The organism is Vibrio sp. CK2-1 (assembly GCF_021726515.1).
GTDB lineage: Bacteria > Pseudomonadota > Gammaproteobacteria > Enterobacterales > Vibrionaceae > Vibrio.
On record NZ_JAKKCJ010000003.1, the window covers coordinates 416568 to 435860 of the forward strand.

Below are 19293 nucleotides of genomic sequence, written 5' to 3' on the forward strand. Positions count from 1 at the left end.
CTTTTGGTAGTATCTTTAAATTATTTATATTTTAAGGATAAAACATGCAGCAAGATGTCGTGTATTTTTCAGATGATCAACGTGTCAGTTTAACCTCTTATATTCAACCTAAGTGCAGTGAACTACCAAATCAAACGGCATTGCCAGCAGTGATTATCTTCCCCGGTGGTGGCTATAAAATGCTATCCGAAAGGGAGTCTGAGCCGGTAGCTTTTTCTTGGTTAGCCAAGGGTTATAACGTGTTTATTCTGCGCTATTCGATTCAAGAACACGCAGCATTTCCTCAACCTATGCTCGATGCTTTTAAAGCGATTGCTCATGTTCGTCAGCAGCATCAGCACTACAATATTCACCCTGATAAAATTGCCTTGCTTGGTTTTTCCGCTGGTGGGCATTTAGCGGCGAGCGTTGGTACTTTGTGGAATCGTGAAGAATATCAGCAATTAGCCGGTGTAGAAGGGCAAGAGCATAAACCTAACGCACTAGTCTTGGCGTATCCGGTGATCACTACCGATTGGATGAAGTTAAATATTGAAGCCAATTTAAAGAATATTCTGCGTGAGAAATTTGATGATCCGCAGATGATTTCCACGGTCACTTGTCATCATAATGTGGGGCCGCACACGCCTCCGACCTTTCTTTTTCACACTACCGAAGATCAATCTGTACCTGCTTCCGATAGCTTAAAATTTGCTAGCGCACTAGATGATCAGGGCGTGCCTTATGAGCTGCATATTTTTCAACGTGGACCGCATGGTATTTCGCGAGCCAATGCCTTAACCGATGACGGTACAGGGCTAAAAATAGAGCCGGAAGTGCAGTGTTGGGGAGATTTATGTTCAGCCTGGCTAGACCGATTGTTTGAGCATAATCGATAAATATAATCTAGACATTTACTTTAGAACTAGATGTTAAAGCATTCTTGATGGTGAAAAATATTCAGGATCAGGAATGCTATTTATTTAGCTCAGACTAGTTTAACCACGACTAGTTTAACCGCGACTAGTTTTTATTACCGTGAGTCATTTCATCAAACTCAGGTTGGTAGCTTACAACCTTATTACGACCGGTTTGTTTAGCTTGATATAACGCATGATCGGCATAAGAGATGGCTTCGCTCACAGGAGTGGCAGCCTCTGTACTTTCATAAATACCGGCACTGATCGTAAATTGAGTTGGTAGGCAATCAATAGCAGCGACTTTTGAGCGAATAAGTTCAGCTAATAAGTAGGCTTGATGTAGATTCATATTTTGCAAAAGAAGTACAAACTCTTCACCACCATGTCGTGAAGCGAGGATTCGTCTTGATTGATATTGCTTCAAAATATTGGCGGTTTCTCTAATCGCATTGTCACCTTCATTGTGGCCGTAGGTGTCATTAATGGCTTTAAAGTAGTCAATATCGAGGATGATGACAGAGTAACCATTATCCAGTTTAGCGCCTTTAGAGTTCGCGTATTGCATAAAACTACGGCGATTATGTAACCCAGTTAAGAAGTCTTTTTTCTCGGCTCTAAGTTGGCGTTTATGGCGATAAGTTAAGGTAACAACTAAAGCGCCAATCACTAGGAATAAGCTCACTCCCGCCATCAATAGGCCATGAGATAATAAGGTCGTCGAGTGGGTTAATTCGTCAGTAGAAATACCGGATGCGATGATCCAATCTAAAAATGGATAATATTTATAGGCAACGGTTTTGGTGACTTCTTGGCCATTCTGAGGGTGCAGTAAATAAGTGAACGTACCTTCATGATCGCTTAGTGCTTGTGCCATAAAGCGGTTGGCGCTATTGCCAATCAAGGTACTAATGGGTTGCCCTTCATTGGTAGGGTGTAATATCAGTTGTCCATGGCTATTCATTACGTAAACATAACCGGTTTTTCCATAGTTATATTCACGCAGTTTTTGCTTTAAAAAATCACGATCGACTAATGACAGCATCTCGCTTTTGTAGGCGGAGGCGGAAACCACATTGCCATTGGGCAACTTGACTGAGAATGCGACCTTAAGACGTGGCTTTTCATCACCTGGATTTTTCCATTCATATTCTAAAAATGAAGAGTCTTGGGATAGTTGCTTCTGAATAAAGGCAAAGTGTGAAACATCGGTATTTTTTAAGAAAGGGTGAGAGAGATAAATACCACTAGGGCTGAGAATAGAAACATAGCCACTTTTCCCAACATGAATCTGATTGATTAATGCATCAAGAGCATGTTCGATGTTTTGGTCTTTAAAATGCAAAGATTTATTTTGTGTAACCGTCACTACGTCCTTAACGGTAAAGGCAACCCCGCGTAGATAGTTCTCTATCGCTTCATTAACCGTGGTATCAATGATGTCATAAGTGGCTTTAACGGTTTGATGAAAGACATGTTGCGTGGTCTGGGTTAGGCGTTTTTCTACATTGTAGAATTGTACGACAGTGTAACCAATGGATGAGCATATAAGAGCTGATAAAACGAAGATCAACGTAATGATCATTGGCTTTTTGTTCATGCCGCACGGTGCCTATAGACTGTATTAATTAAAGTGAGATAGTACCACTTTTTGTCTTTCGCATTGAATTATTCATAACAAAAAAAGGGATAGGTCTTATTTTAAGATCTATCCCTTATGGTATAACCCTATGTTATACCCAAGTCACTTGAGTATATTAATCAAACTCTGGTTGATATATGACGGTTCTATTTCGACCCGTTTCTTTGGCTCGATATAAAGCATGGTCAGCGTGAGAGACCGCTTCGCTAATTTTCTCTTTACCTATATAACTTTCATAAACACCAGCACTGATGGTGAAATTGCTTTGTAAGTGAGAAATCTCAGAAACTCGTTGGCGAATAATTTCAGCCAGTAAGTAAGCCTGTTGAACATTCATATTTTCCATCAAGATCAAGAACTCTTCACCTCCATGACGAGACACAATGATTTTTGAATATTCAAAAGCTTTTAAAACTTTAGCGGTTGCCAAGATAACCAGATCGCCTTCACCATGACCGTAGGTATCATTAATTGTTTTAAATTTATCAATATCGAGAATAATGACCGAATAAGGTAGACCTTCTTTTTGTTCCAGAATCTTGGTGTATTCCATCACGCAGCGACGGTTATTTAAGCCAGTTAAAAAGTCTTTTCGCTCAATCATTAAAATACGCTTATGGCGCGAATTCAGGCCATAAGTAAGCCCCGCAATAATCAATAATAAGCAAATTACCGCCATGGCTAGACCATGCCAGAGTAGGTCTGTTGGCTTAGTGAGTTCATCTTGAGAAATACCAGAGGCAATAATCCAATCTAAATACGGATAATATTTATAGGCCACAGTTTTAGTGACGGTTGAACCATCAGGCATAAGCAGAGGGTAGGTGAAACGACCTTCGCTTTTTTCGTGAGCTTTACGCATAAACTCATCGGCACTATCCCCGATCAAGCTACGAATAGGTTTTCCTTCGCTAGTTGGGTGCAGCACAAAGTTGCCTTTACGGTCGACAACATAAACATAGCCCGTCTTTCTAAAGTTATAATTTTTGAGCTTTTGTGTCATGGCTTCTTTGTCGATGAGGTTCATCATTTCGTCTTTATAAACTGAAATGTTGATCACAAAGCCATCATCTAACTTCATTGAATAGGCAACTTTCTGACGCTTTTCTTTTTCACCGGGATTTTGCCAATCGTATTCTAAAAATGTTTCATCGTGAGAGAGTTGTTGCTGAATAAAGTCGCGTTCAGAAATATCTTTTCCTGCGGCATAAGGGTGAAAAATCAACTTGCCTGCTGGGCTCACAATAGAAATATAGCCGCCTTCACCGACACGTGTTTGATTAACAAATGCTTTGAAGGTTTGGTTTAATCGAGCTTGGTTAAGAGGCAGCTTTTCAGTGGTATCCAGCATTTTGGAGATTGAAAAGGCGATACCATGCAAATAGCTTTTTAATGATTCATTGACGGTTGTATCAATGATGTCGTAGCTCGCATATACCGTTTTATGGAAAATTTCTTCGGTATTATAAGTTAATCGTTTCTCGACATTATAAAACTGACTAATGGTATAACCGATGGCGGCAATAATAACGAACGATAAGATCGCTATCGGTAAAATGGATAGGGGTTTTTTATTCATAAAGGGGTGGCCAGCAAGCGCAAAAGTGTGAGCTGGATCATATCAGAAATGAGTGATTGATAAGCTACTTAGATCAAGATTATCGATGATATAGAACAAGAAAAGTAGATAAATTTAAGCCCTTATCGCCCAGTGATAACTAGGCTAAATAAGGGCTTGAGTAATCTATTTCTGCTGAATGATTTAAGCGTCGTGCTTGTTATTTTCTGAGGTGGTTTGTTTTACCGCAGCAAGTGCTTCAGGGTTGCTAATGTGCAAGTGAACATCACGTTGTGGGAATGGGATATTTACTCCCTCTGCGTCAAAGCGCATTTTCACTTCACGAGTACAATCACGCATTACATCCATGTAATCTTCGGTTCTTACCCAAGGGCGAACAATAAAGTCGACTGAAGATTCATTTAGATTATCAACTTTGATCATTGGCGCTGGTGTTTTTAGAATACGTTCATCAGCACTTAAAATTTCTTCAAATATTTTTTCTGCTTGTGGAATAGAATCGCTATAGCTAATGCCAAACACCATATCGACGCGGCGCACTCTTTCGTAAGTACGGTTGATGATCACTTCCATCCAAATTTTTGAGTTTGGAACAAGAAGTACTTCGTTATCAAAGGTTCGGATTGTGGTATTCACTAGGCTTACGTGACTAACCGTGCCTTCTACGCCTGCGGCATTGATCCAATCACCTTCATCAAATGGGCGGTAGATGAGCAGCATCATGCCTGAAGCGAAGTTGGATAGGGTATCTTGTAGCGCAAAACCAATGATAATACCGGCAACACCAAGACCAGCAATGACAGGTGTTAAATCTAAGCCAATTTGCGCAAGGGCAATAAGTAAACCCACGCAGAATATCAATTTCACCGACATAGAAACGATAAATTGCTGCATCAAATTACTTAGTTTGAGGTGAGGGGCTTTCACCGCTTTGTTTAAAACTTTGTGAGTAAATTGAGCAATGATTTTGGCAATCGCCATGATTAATATAAACATGAAGACATTGAAAATCATGCTTGGGCTATTCGATAGCATCCAACCAGTAAATTGGTTTGCCCAGCTAGCAAAGGTTGATTTGAGTACTGCCCAGCTGAGTAGGTCATGAGTGATATCACCAGTAGCGACAAATAACTCATGTCTTAACTCTACCGTGCTGATCCCTAGATTATCGGCAGTATCGACTAGGTTAGAGAGCGCTTTGCTGTAGGTGTTAATGTCTCTTTCTAAATAAGACAATTCTAAGTTGATTTGTTCTGCTTGGCCGGCTGGTAGTCCATCAAGTTGACCTTGAAGTAGTTCACGATGGGTTAAGGCGTAATTTAACGCTGCGGAAGAGTAGTGAGCAAGTTGAATTAAACGAGCTTTAAAGGGCTTGAGGCTTTCATCAACATTGACCCCTAGAGTTTGTAGCCAAGCATAGTTTTGATATTGCTCTGAATATAATACTGCTTGCGCCACGCGCATTTCATTTAAAGGGATTTGTTTTAGTAGGCGATCTTCTTTGCTTGATTGCTCAATATCATCTTGTAGCGAGTCTAATTTCTTCTCTACATATTTCAGGTAGAAATCGTAGTACTTGGTTTGCAACTGAATTTGTTCGGTTAAAAACTTTGTATCATGGTCAGTACGATCCATCGCATTACTGAGTTCTTGGCGTAATCTTTCGTTCATATTGTAAATTTCTAATTGAACGATAGATAAACGATCACCTTTTAACGTTTTGGCTCTGTCTGCCAACCCTTTCATAGTCGTAGTGATTTGATTAATTTCGGATTTACTTAATGACTCTTCGCTTGATTGAGCAAACGAGGGTACTGAAAAGCTGATAAGCAAAATTAGAATAAAGTTTAAGTAATAGCGCATGGGCAAACCATCTTGATGTTGTCGATTGTCGCTATTATTACTGACTTCTAGTCAAACGCAACAGGCTTAGATTATTTATGGTTATTTCTCAGTAAAATCATTCAATTTACTTTCGATAACGACAAAATTTTCTCATTGGACTCATATTACGTTTTATAAGTTAATGCGCGTGAATTAGCGTTAGCTCCGGATAAAAGAGCTTTCGTTAACCTTATGATTTAATTTTAAAACTTAATGTAACCGGTGAGGTAATGATGTGGAAAACTCTTTGAACCTTGAGCAAATTCGCGCTAACTACAATGTACGCCATTGGAGCCAAGGCTTTTATGGAATTAATGATGCAGGTGAAATGACGGTATCGCCTAGAGCGGGCCAAGATCATTTACAAGTGCCATTAAGTACTATCGTGAAACAGATGGAAGCGAAAAACTTAACGCTGCCAGCTTTGGTTCGTTTTCCGCAAATTTTGCATCAACGTGTGCACAGTGTGTGTAATGCTTTTAATCAAGCAATTGAAGAATATAACTACAGTAATCGTTATTTGTTGGTTTACCCAATTAAAGTGAATCAGCAAAAAGAAGTGGTCGATGAGATTCTAGCCAGCCAGGCTGAACTTGAGCATAAACAATTGGGTTTAGAAGCGGGCAGCAAGCCTGAACTTTTGGCAGTACTGGCATTAGCTCAACAAGCTAGCTCGGTGATTGTGTGTAACGGCTATAAAGACCGCGAATACATTCGACTTGCTTTAATTGGTGAAAAGCTTGGACATAAAGTGTTTATCGTTTTAGAGAAATTATCTGAGCTTGATTTGGTGCTATCGGAAGCAAAATCATTAGGGGTTAAGCCTCGTATGGGGTTGCGTATTCGCCTAGCTTCACAAGGTGCCGGTAAATGGCAATCGAGTGGTGGTGAAAAATCGAAATTTGGTCTATCTGCTAGCCAAGTACTAACGGTAATCAATCGCCTAAAAGCCGAAGACCAACTTGATACGCTACAACTGGTGCATTTTCACTTAGGTTCACAAATGGCCAATATTCGCGATGTGCGTAATGGGGTTAGTGAAGCGGCACGTTTCTATTGTGAGCTACGTGATATCGGTGCTCAATTAGATTACATGGATGTCGGTGGCGGTTTGGCGGTCGATTACGATGGAACTCGTAGTCAATCACACAGTTCGATGAACTACGGCTTGGCAGAATACGCGCGCAATATCGTGTCAACAATTGGCGATATTTGTCAGCTTTATAACCAGCCTGAACCTACGATTATCTCTGAATCTGGACGTTCATTAACCGCGCATCATGCCGTATTAATTACCAATGTTATTGGTACTGAAAGCTATAAAGTCGAAGAGATTTTCGCGCCAGAAACCGAAGCACCAACGCTATTACATAACATGTGGCGTAATTGGGAAATTTTATCGCAAGGTACTGACGATAGAGCGTTAATCGAAATATATAACGATACGCAAAGCGATTTAGCTGAAGCGCATAATCAATTTGCGACTGGCGTGATTAACTTGCAGCATCGCGCTTGGGCGGAGCAAGTGTGCTTACGTATTTGTTATGAGTTGCGTAGTCAATTGAGTAATAACAACCGTTTCCATCGTCCAATTATGGATGAATTGAATGAGCGTTTAGCGGATAAGTTTTTCGTGAACTTTTCCTTGTTTCAATCTTTGCCAGATGCATGGGGAATTGACCAAGTTTTCCCAGTAATGCCTTTGACTAATTTGAATCAAGTCGAACAAACGCGTGCGGTGATGTTGGATATTACTTGTGACTCGGATGGTGTGATTGACCAATACGTCGATGGTCAGGGCATTGAAACCACATTGCCAGTACCACGTTGGGATAAAGATACCCCGTATTTGATGGGCTTCTTTTTAGTTGGCGCGTACCAAGAGATTTTGGGCGACATGCATAACCTATTTGGTGATAGTCACTCGGTAGTGGTGAATGTGAATGAGCAAGGTGAGCCGGAGATCGTTTCGATTAACGAAGGTGACACGGTAGAAGACATGCTGCGTTACGTGCACATTGATGTCGATGATATTCGTCGTAACTACCGCGAACTGGTGGCAAGCCGTGTTGATGCTTCAGAACAACAGCAGATCCTTGCAGAGTTAGAGCAAGGGCTATCTGGATACACTTATTTGGAAGATATATAACAATGAATAAGTTTGATGATTTGTTTAATAAACCAGATTACTCACTGTATTCCAACTCAATGAGTTTTGTGCGCAGACCTATGGTGCAAAACCCAGTTGAAGCGCAGGCTGATGTGGTGGTATTAGGTGTGCCGTTTGATATGGCAACTTCCGGACGTTCTGGTGCTCGCATGGGGCCGGATGCGATTCGCCGTGCGTCAGTCAATCTTGCATGGGAAAGTAAAAAGTTTCCGTGGAATTTTAATCTATTCAAACATACCAATGTGGTGGATGCTGGTGATTTGGTGTTTGATTGCGGTGACGCAGAAGATTTAACGCAGCGTTTAGAAGCGGCCGCGACAGAAATCATTGCGAGTGGAAAAACGTTATTAAGCTTAGGTGGCGATCACTTCATTACTTTGCCTTTATTACGTGCTCATGCAAAACAATATGGTGAAATGGCATTGATTCACTTTGATGCGCATACTGATACTTACAGCAATGGCAGTCGTTATGATCACGGCACCATGTTTTATCATGCGCCGAAAGAAGGGCTGATTTCTCGCGAGCACTCGATACAAATTGGTATCCGCACCGAATATAAGCAACAAGGTCACGGCTTTAATGTGATCAACGCAATGGAAGCGAATGATTTATCGGCGGCAGATATTGTAGAGAAAATCAAAGCGATAGTGGGTGATAAACCTGTCTATTTAACCTTTGATATTGATTGCTTAGATCCCGCCTTTGCACCGGGTACTGGTACGCCAGTGTGTGGCGGTATGACATCGGATAAAGTACTGAAGATTCTGCGCAATCTGCAAGGAATCAACTTGGTCGGAATGGATGTGGTTGAAGTGTCACCGGCTTATGATCAAAGTGATATTACTGCTTTGGCTGGGGCAACCATCGCACTGGACTTATTGTACCTCTGGACTCAACAGCGCCTCAGATGCTAAAAGATAAAATGCACAACTATTGAACGGTTGTGCATTTTTGTTTGACTTTTGTTACCAATCGATTGCTTTTGTGTGAGTCGCTGCTTAGAATTCGCCCATCTTTTCCTATTGATAGAATGCAATTGCAATGAAATTAGAAACCGTCGATTATCTCGCTGATAATGCTGCTGAGTTATTTGTCAAATCTCTGCGTGAGACTGGCTTTGGTGTATTAAAAAATCATCCAATCCCTAAAGAGTTGGTTGAGTCTATCTATGAAAATTGGCAACAGTTTTTCTTATCAGAACAAAAACATGATTTTCATTTTAACGCCGATACTCAAGATGGTTATTTTCCTCCTTCAGTGTCTGAAATGGCAAAAGGCCACAGTGTTAAAGATATTAAAGAATATTTCCATGTGTACCCTTGGGGGCAAATCCCTGAACCTTTAAAGGCTCAGATTTTAGATTACTACCAGCGTGCAGATTCATTTGCTCAACAGTTATTAGGTTGGGTTGAAGAATATGCCCCTCAAGAGGTTCAAGAAAAATTTTCAATCGCACTTTCAGAAATGATTAAAGATAGTGATAAGACTTTATTACGTATTTTGCATTATCCACCAATGACTGGTAATGAAGAACCTGGCGCTATCCGTGCGGCAGCACATGAGGATATAAACCTTTTAACGATTTTACCTGCGGCAAATGAGCCTGGACTGCAAGTGAAAACATTAGAGGGTGAGTGGTTAGATGTCCCTTGTGACTTCGGAAATTTAATTATTAACATTGGTGACATGTTGCAAGAAGCATCGGGCGGCTATTTCCCATCTACCACGCATCGAGTCATAAACCCAACTGGAGAGCGTCAAGAGAAGTCACGTATTTCTCTGCCACTGTTCTTACACGCAAAACCGGATGTAGTGCTTTCTGAACGTTATACCGCGCATAGTTACCTAATGGAGCGCCTACGAGAATTAGGGTTAATTTAATTCTAGATATACCTAATTTCCATATATCTTCTAAAACCTATGACGGAATCTGAAAAAGAGGAAGCCATGGGTTTTTTATTACTTGGATATTGGTGGTTATTAGGTCAACCTTAGGCAAACTTGCGTTGATAACGTTTTTCCATACTAACATTACCCAGTAATCCACCTTGATGGATATACAGTAGTGGCTGGGTTGGGTGGCTCTCTCTCCATAGCTGTAAACATTGCCACATATATGGGTCGTAGAGTAGGTCAAATTCAACTTGGGTTTGTTGCTTTAATTGCTGCCATATTTGGTAGTCTTGCGCATATAATTTACCAAATTGGTGCTTTGCTTTTTCATCTGTTGTGAGACTTTTTGTAAGAATAGTCGGGTGCAAAGGCTCATTTAAGCTATCAAATTGCTGGGTTAAGTACGCTGTACCGCCAACACAGGCACAGGTGATCACATCAATATTATGTTTCTTGAGATGCTTGATTAAATACAGCGCAGTGGTTCCTGTGCCAGATGGTAGCGCAACAGTTAAGGCGCTAATGCCTTGCGCGCTTTTCCAATCAATGATTTCTTGCGCTAACTGCTTAATTCCACGTTCAGCAATCGGGCTTCTACCGCCTTCTTCAACAAATAAACACTGCTCGTCTGGCTGACGAATTTGCTTGATGTAATCACTAGGATGAAGAGCGGAAGAAAGGGCACTCACCTCGATGAGTTTTGCGCCTAGTGCTAATGAAGCTTGATAATTACCAACCGGATTTTGTTTTAACCAGCTAGGAATATGGTCAACATAAAATTCCAATTGCCAGCCTTTGAGTTTCGCCAGTGCAGCCAAGCTGTATAACGAATTCGCCTGGGGTGAACCATAGCCAATAAGGGTGGTGACATTTGGGAAGTCATCTTCCAGTAGCGCCATAAATTTACGAGCTTTATTACCTGAGAATTCTGGGTGAAGCAGGTCATCCCGTTTTAGATAAAAAGGATGACCGTTGAAGGTGTGGTGGGTTATTGGGGTGTTGGCTAGCTTCATACTCAGTGGAGAGATTATAGTTCCTAGTGTATAGGTTGCTCGGGCACTTTGTTTCTCGTGGCTCGTAACTCGAACGACGCTTTGCTTTTTCAAGTACCGAGAAGCGTAGCGCTCGAAATACGAGTTACGCTCTAAGACTATCTCGCGCGACTACCCGCAGGTTTGCCTTTGGGCTTACCCTTAAACCCAGTGTTTTTGCCTTGATTTGGTTTGTTTTGTCCCGCGGGTTTACGGTTAGCACCTGCTGGCTTTTTGTTATTACCAGACGATTTACCGTTACCATTACCTTGTGGACGTTCACCACCTAAACCCGGTTGACCTTTAGCTCCAGTGTGTTTGGTCGCAAAACGGTTCGCGCCATGGCGACCTGATTTACGACGCTGTGCTGGTGTTAAAGTATCGACTGCATCTTCAGCCGGTACTAGGCAGCTTGGCTTATCACCAATTAAATGCTTTTTACCCATGTTAATTAATGCTTCACGGATCATCGGCCAGTTAGCTGGATCGTGATAACGTAATAAGCCTTTATGTAAGCGACGTTGGCGTTCACCTTTAGCAACCGGCACATCTTCACGTTGTTTGTATTTAACACGCTTCAATGGGTTGGTTTCTGAGTAATACATTGAGGTTGCATTACACATTGGCGATGGGTAGAAGTTCTGTACCTGATCACACTCAAAGTTGTTGCTCTTGAGCCATAGTGCCAAGTTCAACATATCTTCATCTTCTGTGCCCGGGTGAGCCGAGATAAAGTAAGGGATCAGATATTGTTTTTTACCAGCTTCTGCACTGTATTTTTCAAACATTTGCTTGAAGGTGTCATAAGTACCCATACCTGGCTTCATCATTTTATTTAATGGGCCATTTTCAGTATGTTCTGGTGCTATTTTTAAGTAACCACCAACGTGATGAGTAACCAGCTCTTTCACGTATTCTGGTGATTCAATTGCTAAGTCATAACGAACGCCTGATGCGATCATCACTTTCTTAATCCCCGGCACTTTACGTGCAGCGCGATACAAATCAATGGTGTGTTGATGATCGGTATTCAGCTTGTTACAGATACCCGGGAATACACAAGATGGACGACGGCAGTTAGCTTCTGCTTTTGGATCTGAACAACCTAAACGGTACATGTTTGCCGTCGGGCCACCAAGATCTGAAATTGTGCCAGTAAAGCCCGGTACTTTGTCGCGAATGTCTTCCATCTCACTCAAAATAGACTCTTGCGAGCGGTTTTGAATAATACGACCTTCGTGCTCTGTAATAGAACAGAATGAACAACCGCCAAAGCAACCACGCATGATATTTACTGAGGTTTTAATCATGTCGTAGGCTGGAATTTTTGCCTTGCCATACATTGGGTGTGGGCGGCGTGCATACGGTAGACCAAACACAAAATCCATTTCCTCTGTTGAAAGCGGGATAGGGGCTTGGTTTACCCATAATTCACGATCACCATGCTTTTGAATCAAAGCGCGGCCCGAATATGGGTTCGTTTCTAGGTGCATAATACGGCTAGCGTGCGCGTATAGAATTCGGTCGTTATTTAATTTTTCAAACGGTGGCAAGCGAACCGCGGTGCTTTTTGAATCATGACGCGGTTTGCGATCTAACTTTATCTGCTGCGGCTGAATTTCAATCGGCTGAGCTTGTGCTTTCTGAGCATCTTCCGCTTGTTGATCTTTAGATTGAGTATCGCAGTTGCTTTCTACTTCATACGGGTTAATTGGTACGAAGACCGCTTTGCTTGGTTTTTCAATACGTGAAGAGTCAATCACCGTGAAGCCTTCTGGAACTGCAGGTAAGTTCACCGCGGTGCCACGAATGTTAGTCATTTCGCTGATTGATTCTTGATTGGCAAGGCGATGTGCCACTTCAACCAAGGCACGTTCGGCGTTACCAAAGAGAAGAATGTCGGCTTTGGCATCGAATAAAACTGAGCGGCGAACTTTATCTGACCAGTAATCGTAGTGAGCGATACGGCGCAAGCTTGCTTCAATGCCACCTAGAACAATTGGGGTTTCTTTATATGCTTCACGACAACGTTGTGAGTACACCAAAGTCGCACGATCAGGGCGTTTGCCACCTTCGTTATTTGGCGTGTAGGCGTCATCGTGACGAAGTTTTCTATCAGAGGTATAACGGTTGATCATTGAGTCCATGTTGCCAGAGGTGATACCGAAAAATAGATTCGGCTGACCTAGCTTCATGAAGTCGTTTTTATTTTCCCATTTTGGCTGCGCAATAATACCGACACGAAAGCCTTGCGCTTCCAGTAATCGACCTATGATCGCCATCCCAAAACTTGGGTGATCAACATAAGCATCGCCCGTTACAATGATAATGTCACAGCTATCCCAGCCAAGTGCATCCATTTCTTTTCGACTGGTCGGCAGGAAAGGCGCAGGACCAAAACATTCCGCCCAATATTTTGGATACTGGTCGATAGGTGTTGGCTTGGTGGATTGTTGGATGTCGCTGTACATAAAATGACCTCTAATTTGGGATGCCAAAGTATACAGATTAAGACCAAGATCGACTAGGATAAAAGTAAACTATTTTCATTCTATGCCCTTATTTATATAGGGGTTAAGGCATTATCGAAATAACCCAAGGAGTCTGTATGTCAAAGCAAGTTGCTGTAATTTTAACAGGATGTGGTGTTTATGATGGGTCAGAAATCAACGAGGTGGTATTAACCTTATTGGCACTTGAACAACAAGGTGCGAGTTATCAATGTTTTGCCCCTAATATTGAACAAACTCATGTGTTAAATCATTTATCCGGAGAAGAACAAAGCCAAACACGCAATGTATTGCAAGAGGCGGCTCGTATCGTGCGAGGTAATGTGCAAGATATTGCCGAATTAGACGCTAACAATTTTGATTCCATGATCATGACTGGCGGCTTTGGGGTGGCTAAAAACTTATCGTCATTTGCTTTTAAGGGGCAAGGTTTGGATATTCTGCCGTGTATTAGCAAAACCATGAAAGCGTTCCATTCAGCAGGGAAAATTGCCGGCTATATGTGTATTGCCCCGGTGTTATTACCAAAAGTGTTTGAAGGTGTGAAATGCACCATAGGTAACGATCCTGATGTTGCAGGAGCGATTAATGCACTAGGTGGCCAACATGTTGAATGTAGTGTCGATGATATTGTTGTTGATGAGCAATACCATGTGGTGACGACACCTGCCTATATGTTGGCTGAAAATCTGTTACAGGCGAAATCAGGTATTGATAAATTAGTTGCTCATATTTGCTTATAGTTTTGAGTGGTTGAGAAGGTTAACTTATTGCGGATTCACCAAGATTTTTGTGATGAGTTTTGGTAAAGTCCGCAGCGAGTTAACTATTTAGATCAACAGCCCCTAGGATCCAGCCTGATGTATTCGTATTTATTAAACGTTATTCCGCCGATGTTATTTGGCGCTCAATGTGTTTTGTTAATGGTGTTGCTCAAAGGGGAAATTTGCCCGGGTCAGCGTGGTCGCATTCATAAGCAACTCCCTGTGATTGGGGTAGTATGGCTGGCTATTAGCCCATTATTTTGGCCACTAGCATCAGTTGGTATCTTAATTCTGGCTTTCTTTTCTCAAGTGAAAGTCAGCAAAACTCGCGATTCAGGCCCACTTTGGCTACTTAAAGTCGCCAATGGTTTTGCGCTGGCTTATAACGTGTTTTTCATTCTAGGTTCAGACCGCCCACAAGGTTTGTTCATGCTGTTTGCCATGCTGTTCCTAGGCGCAGGTTTAAGCCATGTACTACTAACTTTTGCTCGTACACGTTTGCAAGCATTTCACCGTTTATTGCCCGTTGCAGGTATTGTCGGCGCGATGCTGATTTGCTTAGCGGTACTATGGCAAACCCAGCAATATAGCTTGAATTACTTGCACAATACCATTTGGTCTTTAGTAGGCTGCTTTGGTTTGATCTTATTGGGAATTGTCGCTTCAAGCTGGCATATCTTTACCCAGAAAACCATTACTAAAGCACAACCTGCGATTGGTTTAGTAATGAGTCTAGCCGCTATGGTTGGCTTCGCTGGGTTGTTGTTTTAAATAACCTGATTCATTCGAAAGCGATTATTTTTGCTTCATCACAGAATTTCTCATCGACAAGTACTATTCTTAGATTGTGACTTTTTCTAAAGGAGCAATCAGATGGATTTAAGCAATGTAAAACGTTGGGATAGTATTATTCTGCTTGGTATCGTAAACGAAAAACTAAGATTAGAATGCGACAGTTTTGATGAACTAGTCACCATGTATGAAATGGATGTAGAAGACTTGGTCGGTAAGCTTGATGTGCTTGGGTATCAATATGATCCACTGACGAATCAGTTTAAGGCGAGGTGAGTTTGCGAGTCTCGGAATCTCGTTGCTCGTAGCTCGGAAAAGCAGTATCTCGAGTTACGAGAAGCAAAGCGCTCTAGTAACTAGGTACGCATACACTATCTTAAACTTTTGGTGAATAAACTTACGTAGCTCGGAATCTCGTTGCTCGTGACTCGAAAAAGAACTACCTCGAGTTACGAGAAGCAAAGCGCTCTAGCAACGAGCCCCCGCTAAATCACTTATCTTTTTGATGAATAAATTTACGTAGCTCGGAATCTCGTTGCTCGTGACTTGAAAAAGAACCTCCTCGAGCCACGAGAAGTGAAGCGCCCGAGCACCGAGCTACGCTTACACCATCTTTATCCCATCCAAATGACTCTGACACTGCTGCTTCGCAGTACTAAAAAACGCCTGCAAGTACCGTTTATCTTTTTCTGCATGCCTAGTCGCGGCGAATAAACGTCGCCATAAGCCTTTACCTAGAGGTTTACTGGTAATTAATCCCTGTCGTGAAAACTCACTGATTGCCCAGTTTGGTAATGCTGCAACGCCTAATCCTGCCGACACCATTTGTACCAACATTAAAGTATTATCTGCTTGTTTCCATTTTGCGGGTTCAACGCCAGCGGGTTGCAAGAAATGCTTCACCACATCTAAGCGCTGCTTTTGTACTGGGTAAGAAAGCATGGTTATCGCTGCGAGATCGTCGGGTTCGATGAATTCTTTATCAGCCAGTGGGTGATTGGTGGCAGTGATCAAACGCATTTCAAAATCAAATAACGGCTCATAATGCACTTCTGATCGCGGTTGAATATCGGATGTGATCACCAAATCTAACTCACCAGCCACCAATGCCGGTAAAGGCTCAAAGCCAAAACCTGATGAAAAATCGAGCGTGACACTTGGCCATGCAATTTGATATTCCTTTAATGCTGGCATCAGCCACTGAAAGCAAGAGTGGCATTCAATAGCCATGTGCAAACGGCCATTCACATCTTCTTTTAAGCTAGCGATATCATTTTCCGCTCGGGCGATCTTCGGTAGTACTTCATCGGCCACTTTTAAAATGATAGCGCCTTCAGAAGTGAATTTGATTGGGCGGGTTTTACGTAAAAATAATTTGCCGCCAATACGAGATTCAAGCTCTTTTAATTGATGAGAAAGGGCGGATTGAGTGAGATGCAGCGCGGTTGCGGTGGCGGTTAATGAGCCGGTATCACGTAAGACTGACAATGTCCGTAAATGCTTTATTTCTATCATTACTCATCCTCATGATGAAAAACTTTCCTTTAGAATTATTAATAAAACTACTCCCTTATTTTGTGATTGTAAACGTCTAGATGGCTATTTGTTGTTATGCGTTGAAATAAATTCATAATCATTGTGAATGAATAGACATTGCTCATGTTGCTGCAAAGATCGATTATTTAGCCATCTAGACAGATAAATGTAGTGGCAATACTTCACTACAACAATCCGAATAACGCGCTTGAAAAATCATAAGGCAGGGACAGTATGACGACACAAAATAAAACCATCACACATATTCTGGGCTATCCACGTATTGGTGAAAAACGTGAGCTGAAATTTGCTCAAGAACAATATTGGAAAGGAGAAATCGATCAAACCGCATTAAAAGCCGTAGGCAGTGAACTGCGTCAACGCCATTGGAATGACCAAACGGCGAGCGGTTTAAGTTATGTGACGGCAGGTGATTTTGCTTGGTATGACCATGTACTCACCACTAGCTTACTTCTAGGGCATGTGCCAGCAAGGCATTCAAATGGTGGATTTCCAGACCTAGATACCTTGTTTAAAGTGGCACGTGGTCAATCGGCGAATAGTGAAGCTTCAAGTTGTGGTTGTGGAACTGCTCATGAAGAAAGCGTCGGTGCGGCGGCATCCGATATGACAAAATGGTTTAATACTAACTATCACTACATTGTGCCGGAATTTAGCCAAGACGACAGTTTTCAAGTGAGTTGGCCGCAATTGTTTGATGAAGTGAATCAGGCCATTCAAGCCGGGCACAATGTGAAGCCGGTTTTATTGGGCCCACTTAGCTACTTGTATTTAGGCAAAGAAGTCAATGAAGAAGAAGTCGAAAATGGCTTTGATCGTTTATCTCTATTGGCGCGAATTCTGCCTGCCTATCAAGCGATTCTGGCGAAATTAAAAGCGCTTGGCGTAGAGTGGGTACAAATCGATGAACCTATTTTAAGCTTAGAGTTAGAAGATAAATGGTCTAGTGCCTTTAAATTGGCATATCAAATCTTACAAGGCGAAGTGAAGCTATTACTGACGACCTACTTTGATTCCGTTGAAGATAATCTGGCTAAAATTGTTGAGCTACCTGTTAATGGTTTACACATTGATTTATCGGCCTCGCCAGAGCAATTAGAAGCGGTGAATAACGCGATCCCACAAGATTGGGTGTTATCGGTTGGTGTGATTAATGGCCGAAACGTATGGCGTGCTGATCTTGAATCTTGGCTTACAAAATTACAGCCAGTAAAAGCGCAGCGTGGTGATAATTTGTGGGTCGCGAGTTCATGTTCTTTACTGCATAGCCCAATCGATTTAGAGCTTGAAACCGAGCTATCAGAAGAAGTGAAGAGTTGGTTTGCCTTCGCCAAACAAAAACTCAATGAAGTAAGCTTATTAGGCGCAGCATTAGATGGGAATGGTCACGCGATTGCCGCGTGTTCTAGTTATAGCCAACCGATTAAAGCTCGTTTAAATGCCGATCACGTTAACAAACCTCAAGTACAGCAGCGCTTAAATTCATTAACTCAAGCGCTTGTCGAGCGTAGTGCCTCTTACCCAGAAAGGGCGCATCATCAAGCGGAAGTACTTGGCTTACCACTATTGCCGACTACCACGATTGGTTCATTTCCTCAAACCGCCGAAATTCGTCAACAGCGTAGTGCATTCCGTACGGGGAAACTAAGTGCCGCAGACTATGACCAAGCCTTAAAAGGCCATATTCAAGATGCAGTGAAGCGCCAAGAAGCTCTCGATTTAGACGTTCTTGTACACGGTGAAGCTGAGCGTAATGACATGGTGGAATATTTCGCGGAGAACTTATCAGGTTTTCAGCTAACCCGTTTTGGTTGGGTGCAAAGTTATGGCTCACGCTGCGTGAAACCGGCGATTGTAGTGGCGGATATTGAACGTGAAAAACCGATGACGGTAGGTTGGTCGGTGTATGCTCAATCGTTAACGTCAAAGCAAATGAAAGGCATGTTAACTGGGCCGGTGACGATTTTATGTTGGACCTTTCCGCGAGAAGACATCACACGTAAGCAAATTGCTCAGCAACTCGCGTTTGCGTTGCGTGATGAAGTGGATGATTTACAAAAAGCGGGCATTAATATTATTCAAATTGACGAGCCAGCGATTCGTGAAGGCTTACCACTGAAAAAACGTGACCATAAAGCATATTTAGAATGGGCAGTAGATGCGTTTAAACTATCGGCTGCCAGTGCTAAGCCAGAAACGCAAATCCATACCCACATGTGCTACAGCGAGTTTAATGAGATCATTGATTCAGTCGCGGCGCTCGATGCAGATGTCATCACGATTGAAACTTCACGATCCAATATGGAATTACTCAAAGCGTTTGAAGAGTTTAACTACCCGAATGAAATTGGCCCGGGAGTTTATGATATTCACTCACCAAACATTCCAACCCAAGAATGGATCATTGGACTACTGGAAACCGCGGCGAAGAAAATTCCAGTAGAGCGTTTGTGGGTAAACCCAGACTGTGGCTTAAAAACTCGTAACTGGGCGGAAACGGAAGCGTCATTACATAATATGGTAGAGGCGGCGAAGACGTTACGTAAACGCTTCTAAGCTTTTAATCCAGCTA

14 protein-coding genes are annotated in these 19293 nt (G+C 42.2%); 8 read left to right on the forward strand and 6 right to left on the reverse strand.

From position 1 onward, the window contains the following. The first annotated feature begins 44 nt into the window (after positions 1-44). Positions 45-878, forward strand: coding sequence for an alpha/beta hydrolase (locus tag L3V25_RS10560; protein ID WP_237295312.1), 834 nt, complete (start codon positions 45-47; stop codon positions 876-878). Positions 879-1002: 124 nt separating this feature from the next. Here the strand turns inward: L3V25_RS10560 and L3V25_RS10565 are convergent, their stop codons facing one another. From L3V25_RS10565 to L3V25_RS10575, 3 genes are all read right to left on the reverse strand, one after another. Next, a complete protein-coding gene (locus L3V25_RS10565) occupies positions 1003-2496 on the reverse strand; it encodes a diguanylate cyclase (protein ID WP_237295313.1) in 1494 nt (497 codons plus the stop codon). A gap of 157 nt (positions 2497-2653) precedes the next feature. After that, positions 2654-4117 carry a diguanylate cyclase gene (locus L3V25_RS10570; protein ID WP_237295314.1) on the reverse strand — a complete coding sequence of 488 codons (1464 nt, stop codon included), beginning with the start codon at positions 4115-4117 and terminating at the stop codon, positions 2654-2656. Between the two features lie 183 nt (positions 4118-4300). After that, positions 4301-5980: a mechanosensitive ion channel family protein gene (locus L3V25_RS10575; protein ID WP_237295315.1), complete on the reverse strand. Its 1680-nt coding sequence runs from the start codon at positions 5978-5980 to the stop codon at positions 4301-4303. 256 nt (positions 5981-6236) lie between these two features. Between L3V25_RS10575 and speA the strand changes: the two genes are divergently transcribed. The 3 genes from speA to L3V25_RS10590 all read left to right on the forward strand — a co-directional run bounded on the left by speA (position 6237) and on the right by L3V25_RS10590 (position 10055). Continuing rightward, positions 6237-8150, forward strand: coding sequence for a biosynthetic arginine decarboxylase (gene speA, locus L3V25_RS10580; RefSeq protein ID WP_237295316.1), 1914 nt, complete (start codon positions 6237-6239; stop codon positions 8148-8150). A 2-nt stretch (positions 8151-8152) separates the two neighbouring features. Next, positions 8153-9088 carry an agmatinase gene (gene speB / locus L3V25_RS10585; RefSeq protein ID WP_237295317.1) on the forward strand — a complete coding sequence of 312 codons (936 nt, stop codon included), beginning with the start codon at positions 8153-8155 and terminating at the stop codon, positions 9086-9088. A gap of 127 nt (positions 9089-9215) precedes the next feature. Then, positions 9216-10055, forward strand: coding sequence for a 2OG-Fe(II) oxygenase family protein (locus L3V25_RS10590; RefSeq protein WP_237295318.1), 840 nt, complete (start codon positions 9216-9218; stop codon positions 10053-10055). Between the two features lie 110 nt (positions 10056-10165). On the opposite strand, the gene L3V25_RS10595 is transcribed toward L3V25_RS10590, so the two are convergent. Together L3V25_RS10595 and L3V25_RS10600 are read right to left on the reverse strand one after the other, a co-directional pair. Further along, positions 10166-11080, reverse strand: coding sequence for a pyridoxal-phosphate dependent enzyme (locus L3V25_RS10595; protein WP_237295319.1), 915 nt, complete (start codon positions 11078-11080; stop codon positions 10166-10168). Positions 11081-11217: 137 nt separating this feature from the next. Further along, positions 11218-13569 (reverse strand): YgiQ family radical SAM protein, encoded by a 2352-nt coding sequence (locus L3V25_RS10600; protein ID WP_237295320.1) that lies wholly within the window; start codon positions 13567-13569, stop codon positions 11218-11220. Positions 13570-13706: 137 nt separating this feature from the next. Here L3V25_RS10600 and elbB point away from each other — a divergent pair, with 137 nt between their 5' ends. From elbB to L3V25_RS10615, 3 genes are all read left to right on the forward strand, one after another. Then, positions 13707-14351 (forward strand): isoprenoid biosynthesis glyoxalase ElbB, encoded by a 645-nt coding sequence (gene elbB, locus L3V25_RS10605; RefSeq protein WP_237295321.1) that lies wholly within the window; start codon positions 13707-13709, stop codon positions 14349-14351. A gap of 117 nt (positions 14352-14468) precedes the next feature. After that, positions 14469-15143 carry a hypothetical protein gene (locus L3V25_RS10610; RefSeq protein ID WP_237295322.1) on the forward strand — a complete coding sequence of 225 codons (675 nt, stop codon included), beginning with the start codon at positions 14469-14471 and terminating at the stop codon, positions 15141-15143. Positions 15144-15245: 102 nt separating this feature from the next. Continuing rightward, positions 15246-15440, forward strand: coding sequence for a DUF4250 domain-containing protein (locus L3V25_RS10615; RefSeq protein WP_237295323.1), 195 nt, complete (start codon positions 15246-15248; stop codon positions 15438-15440). A 327-nt stretch (positions 15441-15767) separates the two neighbouring features. On the opposite strand, the gene L3V25_RS10620 is transcribed toward L3V25_RS10615, so the two are convergent. Further along, positions 15768-16679 (reverse strand): LysR substrate-binding domain-containing protein, encoded by a 912-nt coding sequence (locus L3V25_RS10620; protein WP_237295324.1) that lies wholly within the window; start codon positions 16677-16679, stop codon positions 15768-15770. A gap of 255 nt (positions 16680-16934) precedes the next feature. Between L3V25_RS10620 and metE the strand changes: the two genes are divergently transcribed. Continuing rightward, complete coding sequence (gene metE / locus L3V25_RS10625) at positions 16935-19277, forward strand: 5-methyltetrahydropteroyltriglutamate--homocysteine S-methyltransferase (protein WP_237295325.1); 2343 nt, start codon at positions 16935-16937, stop codon at positions 19275-19277. The last annotated feature ends 16 nt before the right edge of the window (positions 19278-19293 follow it).

Coding starts and splice junctions, on each gene's coding strand:
- L3V25_RS10560 (WP_237295312.1), top strand. CDS start 45: ATGCAGCAAGATGTCGTGTATTTTTCAGATGATCAACGTGTCAGTTTA.
- L3V25_RS10565 (WP_237295313.1), bottom strand. CDS start 2,496: ATGAACAAAAAGCCAATGATCATTACGTTGATCTTCGTTTTATCAGCT.
- L3V25_RS10570 (WP_237295314.1), bottom strand. CDS start 4,117: ATGAATAAAAAACCCCTATCCATTTTACCGATAGCGATCTTATCGTTC.
- L3V25_RS10575 (WP_237295315.1), bottom strand. CDS start 5,980: ATGCGCTATTACTTAAACTTTATTCTAATTTTGCTTATCAGCTTTTCA.
- speB (WP_237295317.1), top strand. CDS start 8,153: ATGAATAAGTTTGATGATTTGTTTAATAAACCAGATTACTCACTGTAT.
- L3V25_RS10590 (WP_237295318.1), top strand. CDS start 9,216: ATGAAATTAGAAACCGTCGATTATCTCGCTGATAATGCTGCTGAGTTA.
- L3V25_RS10595 (WP_237295319.1), bottom strand. CDS start 11,080: ATGAAGCTAGCCAACACCCCAATAACCCACCACACCTTCAACGGTCAT.
- L3V25_RS10600 (WP_237295320.1), bottom strand. CDS start 13,569: ATGTACAGCGACATCCAACAATCCACCAAGCCAACACCTATCGACCAG.
- elbB (WP_237295321.1), top strand. CDS start 13,707: ATGTCAAAGCAAGTTGCTGTAATTTTAACAGGATGTGGTGTTTATGAT.
- L3V25_RS10610 (WP_237295322.1), top strand. CDS start 14,469: ATGTATTCGTATTTATTAAACGTTATTCCGCCGATGTTATTTGGCGCT.
- L3V25_RS10615 (WP_237295323.1), top strand. CDS start 15,246: ATGGATTTAAGCAATGTAAAACGTTGGGATAGTATTATTCTGCTTGGT.
- L3V25_RS10620 (WP_237295324.1), bottom strand. CDS start 16,679: ATGATAGAAATAAAGCATTTACGGACATTGTCAGTCTTACGTGATACC.
- metE (WP_237295325.1), top strand. CDS start 16,935: ATGACGACACAAAATAAAACCATCACACATATTCTGGGCTATCCACGT.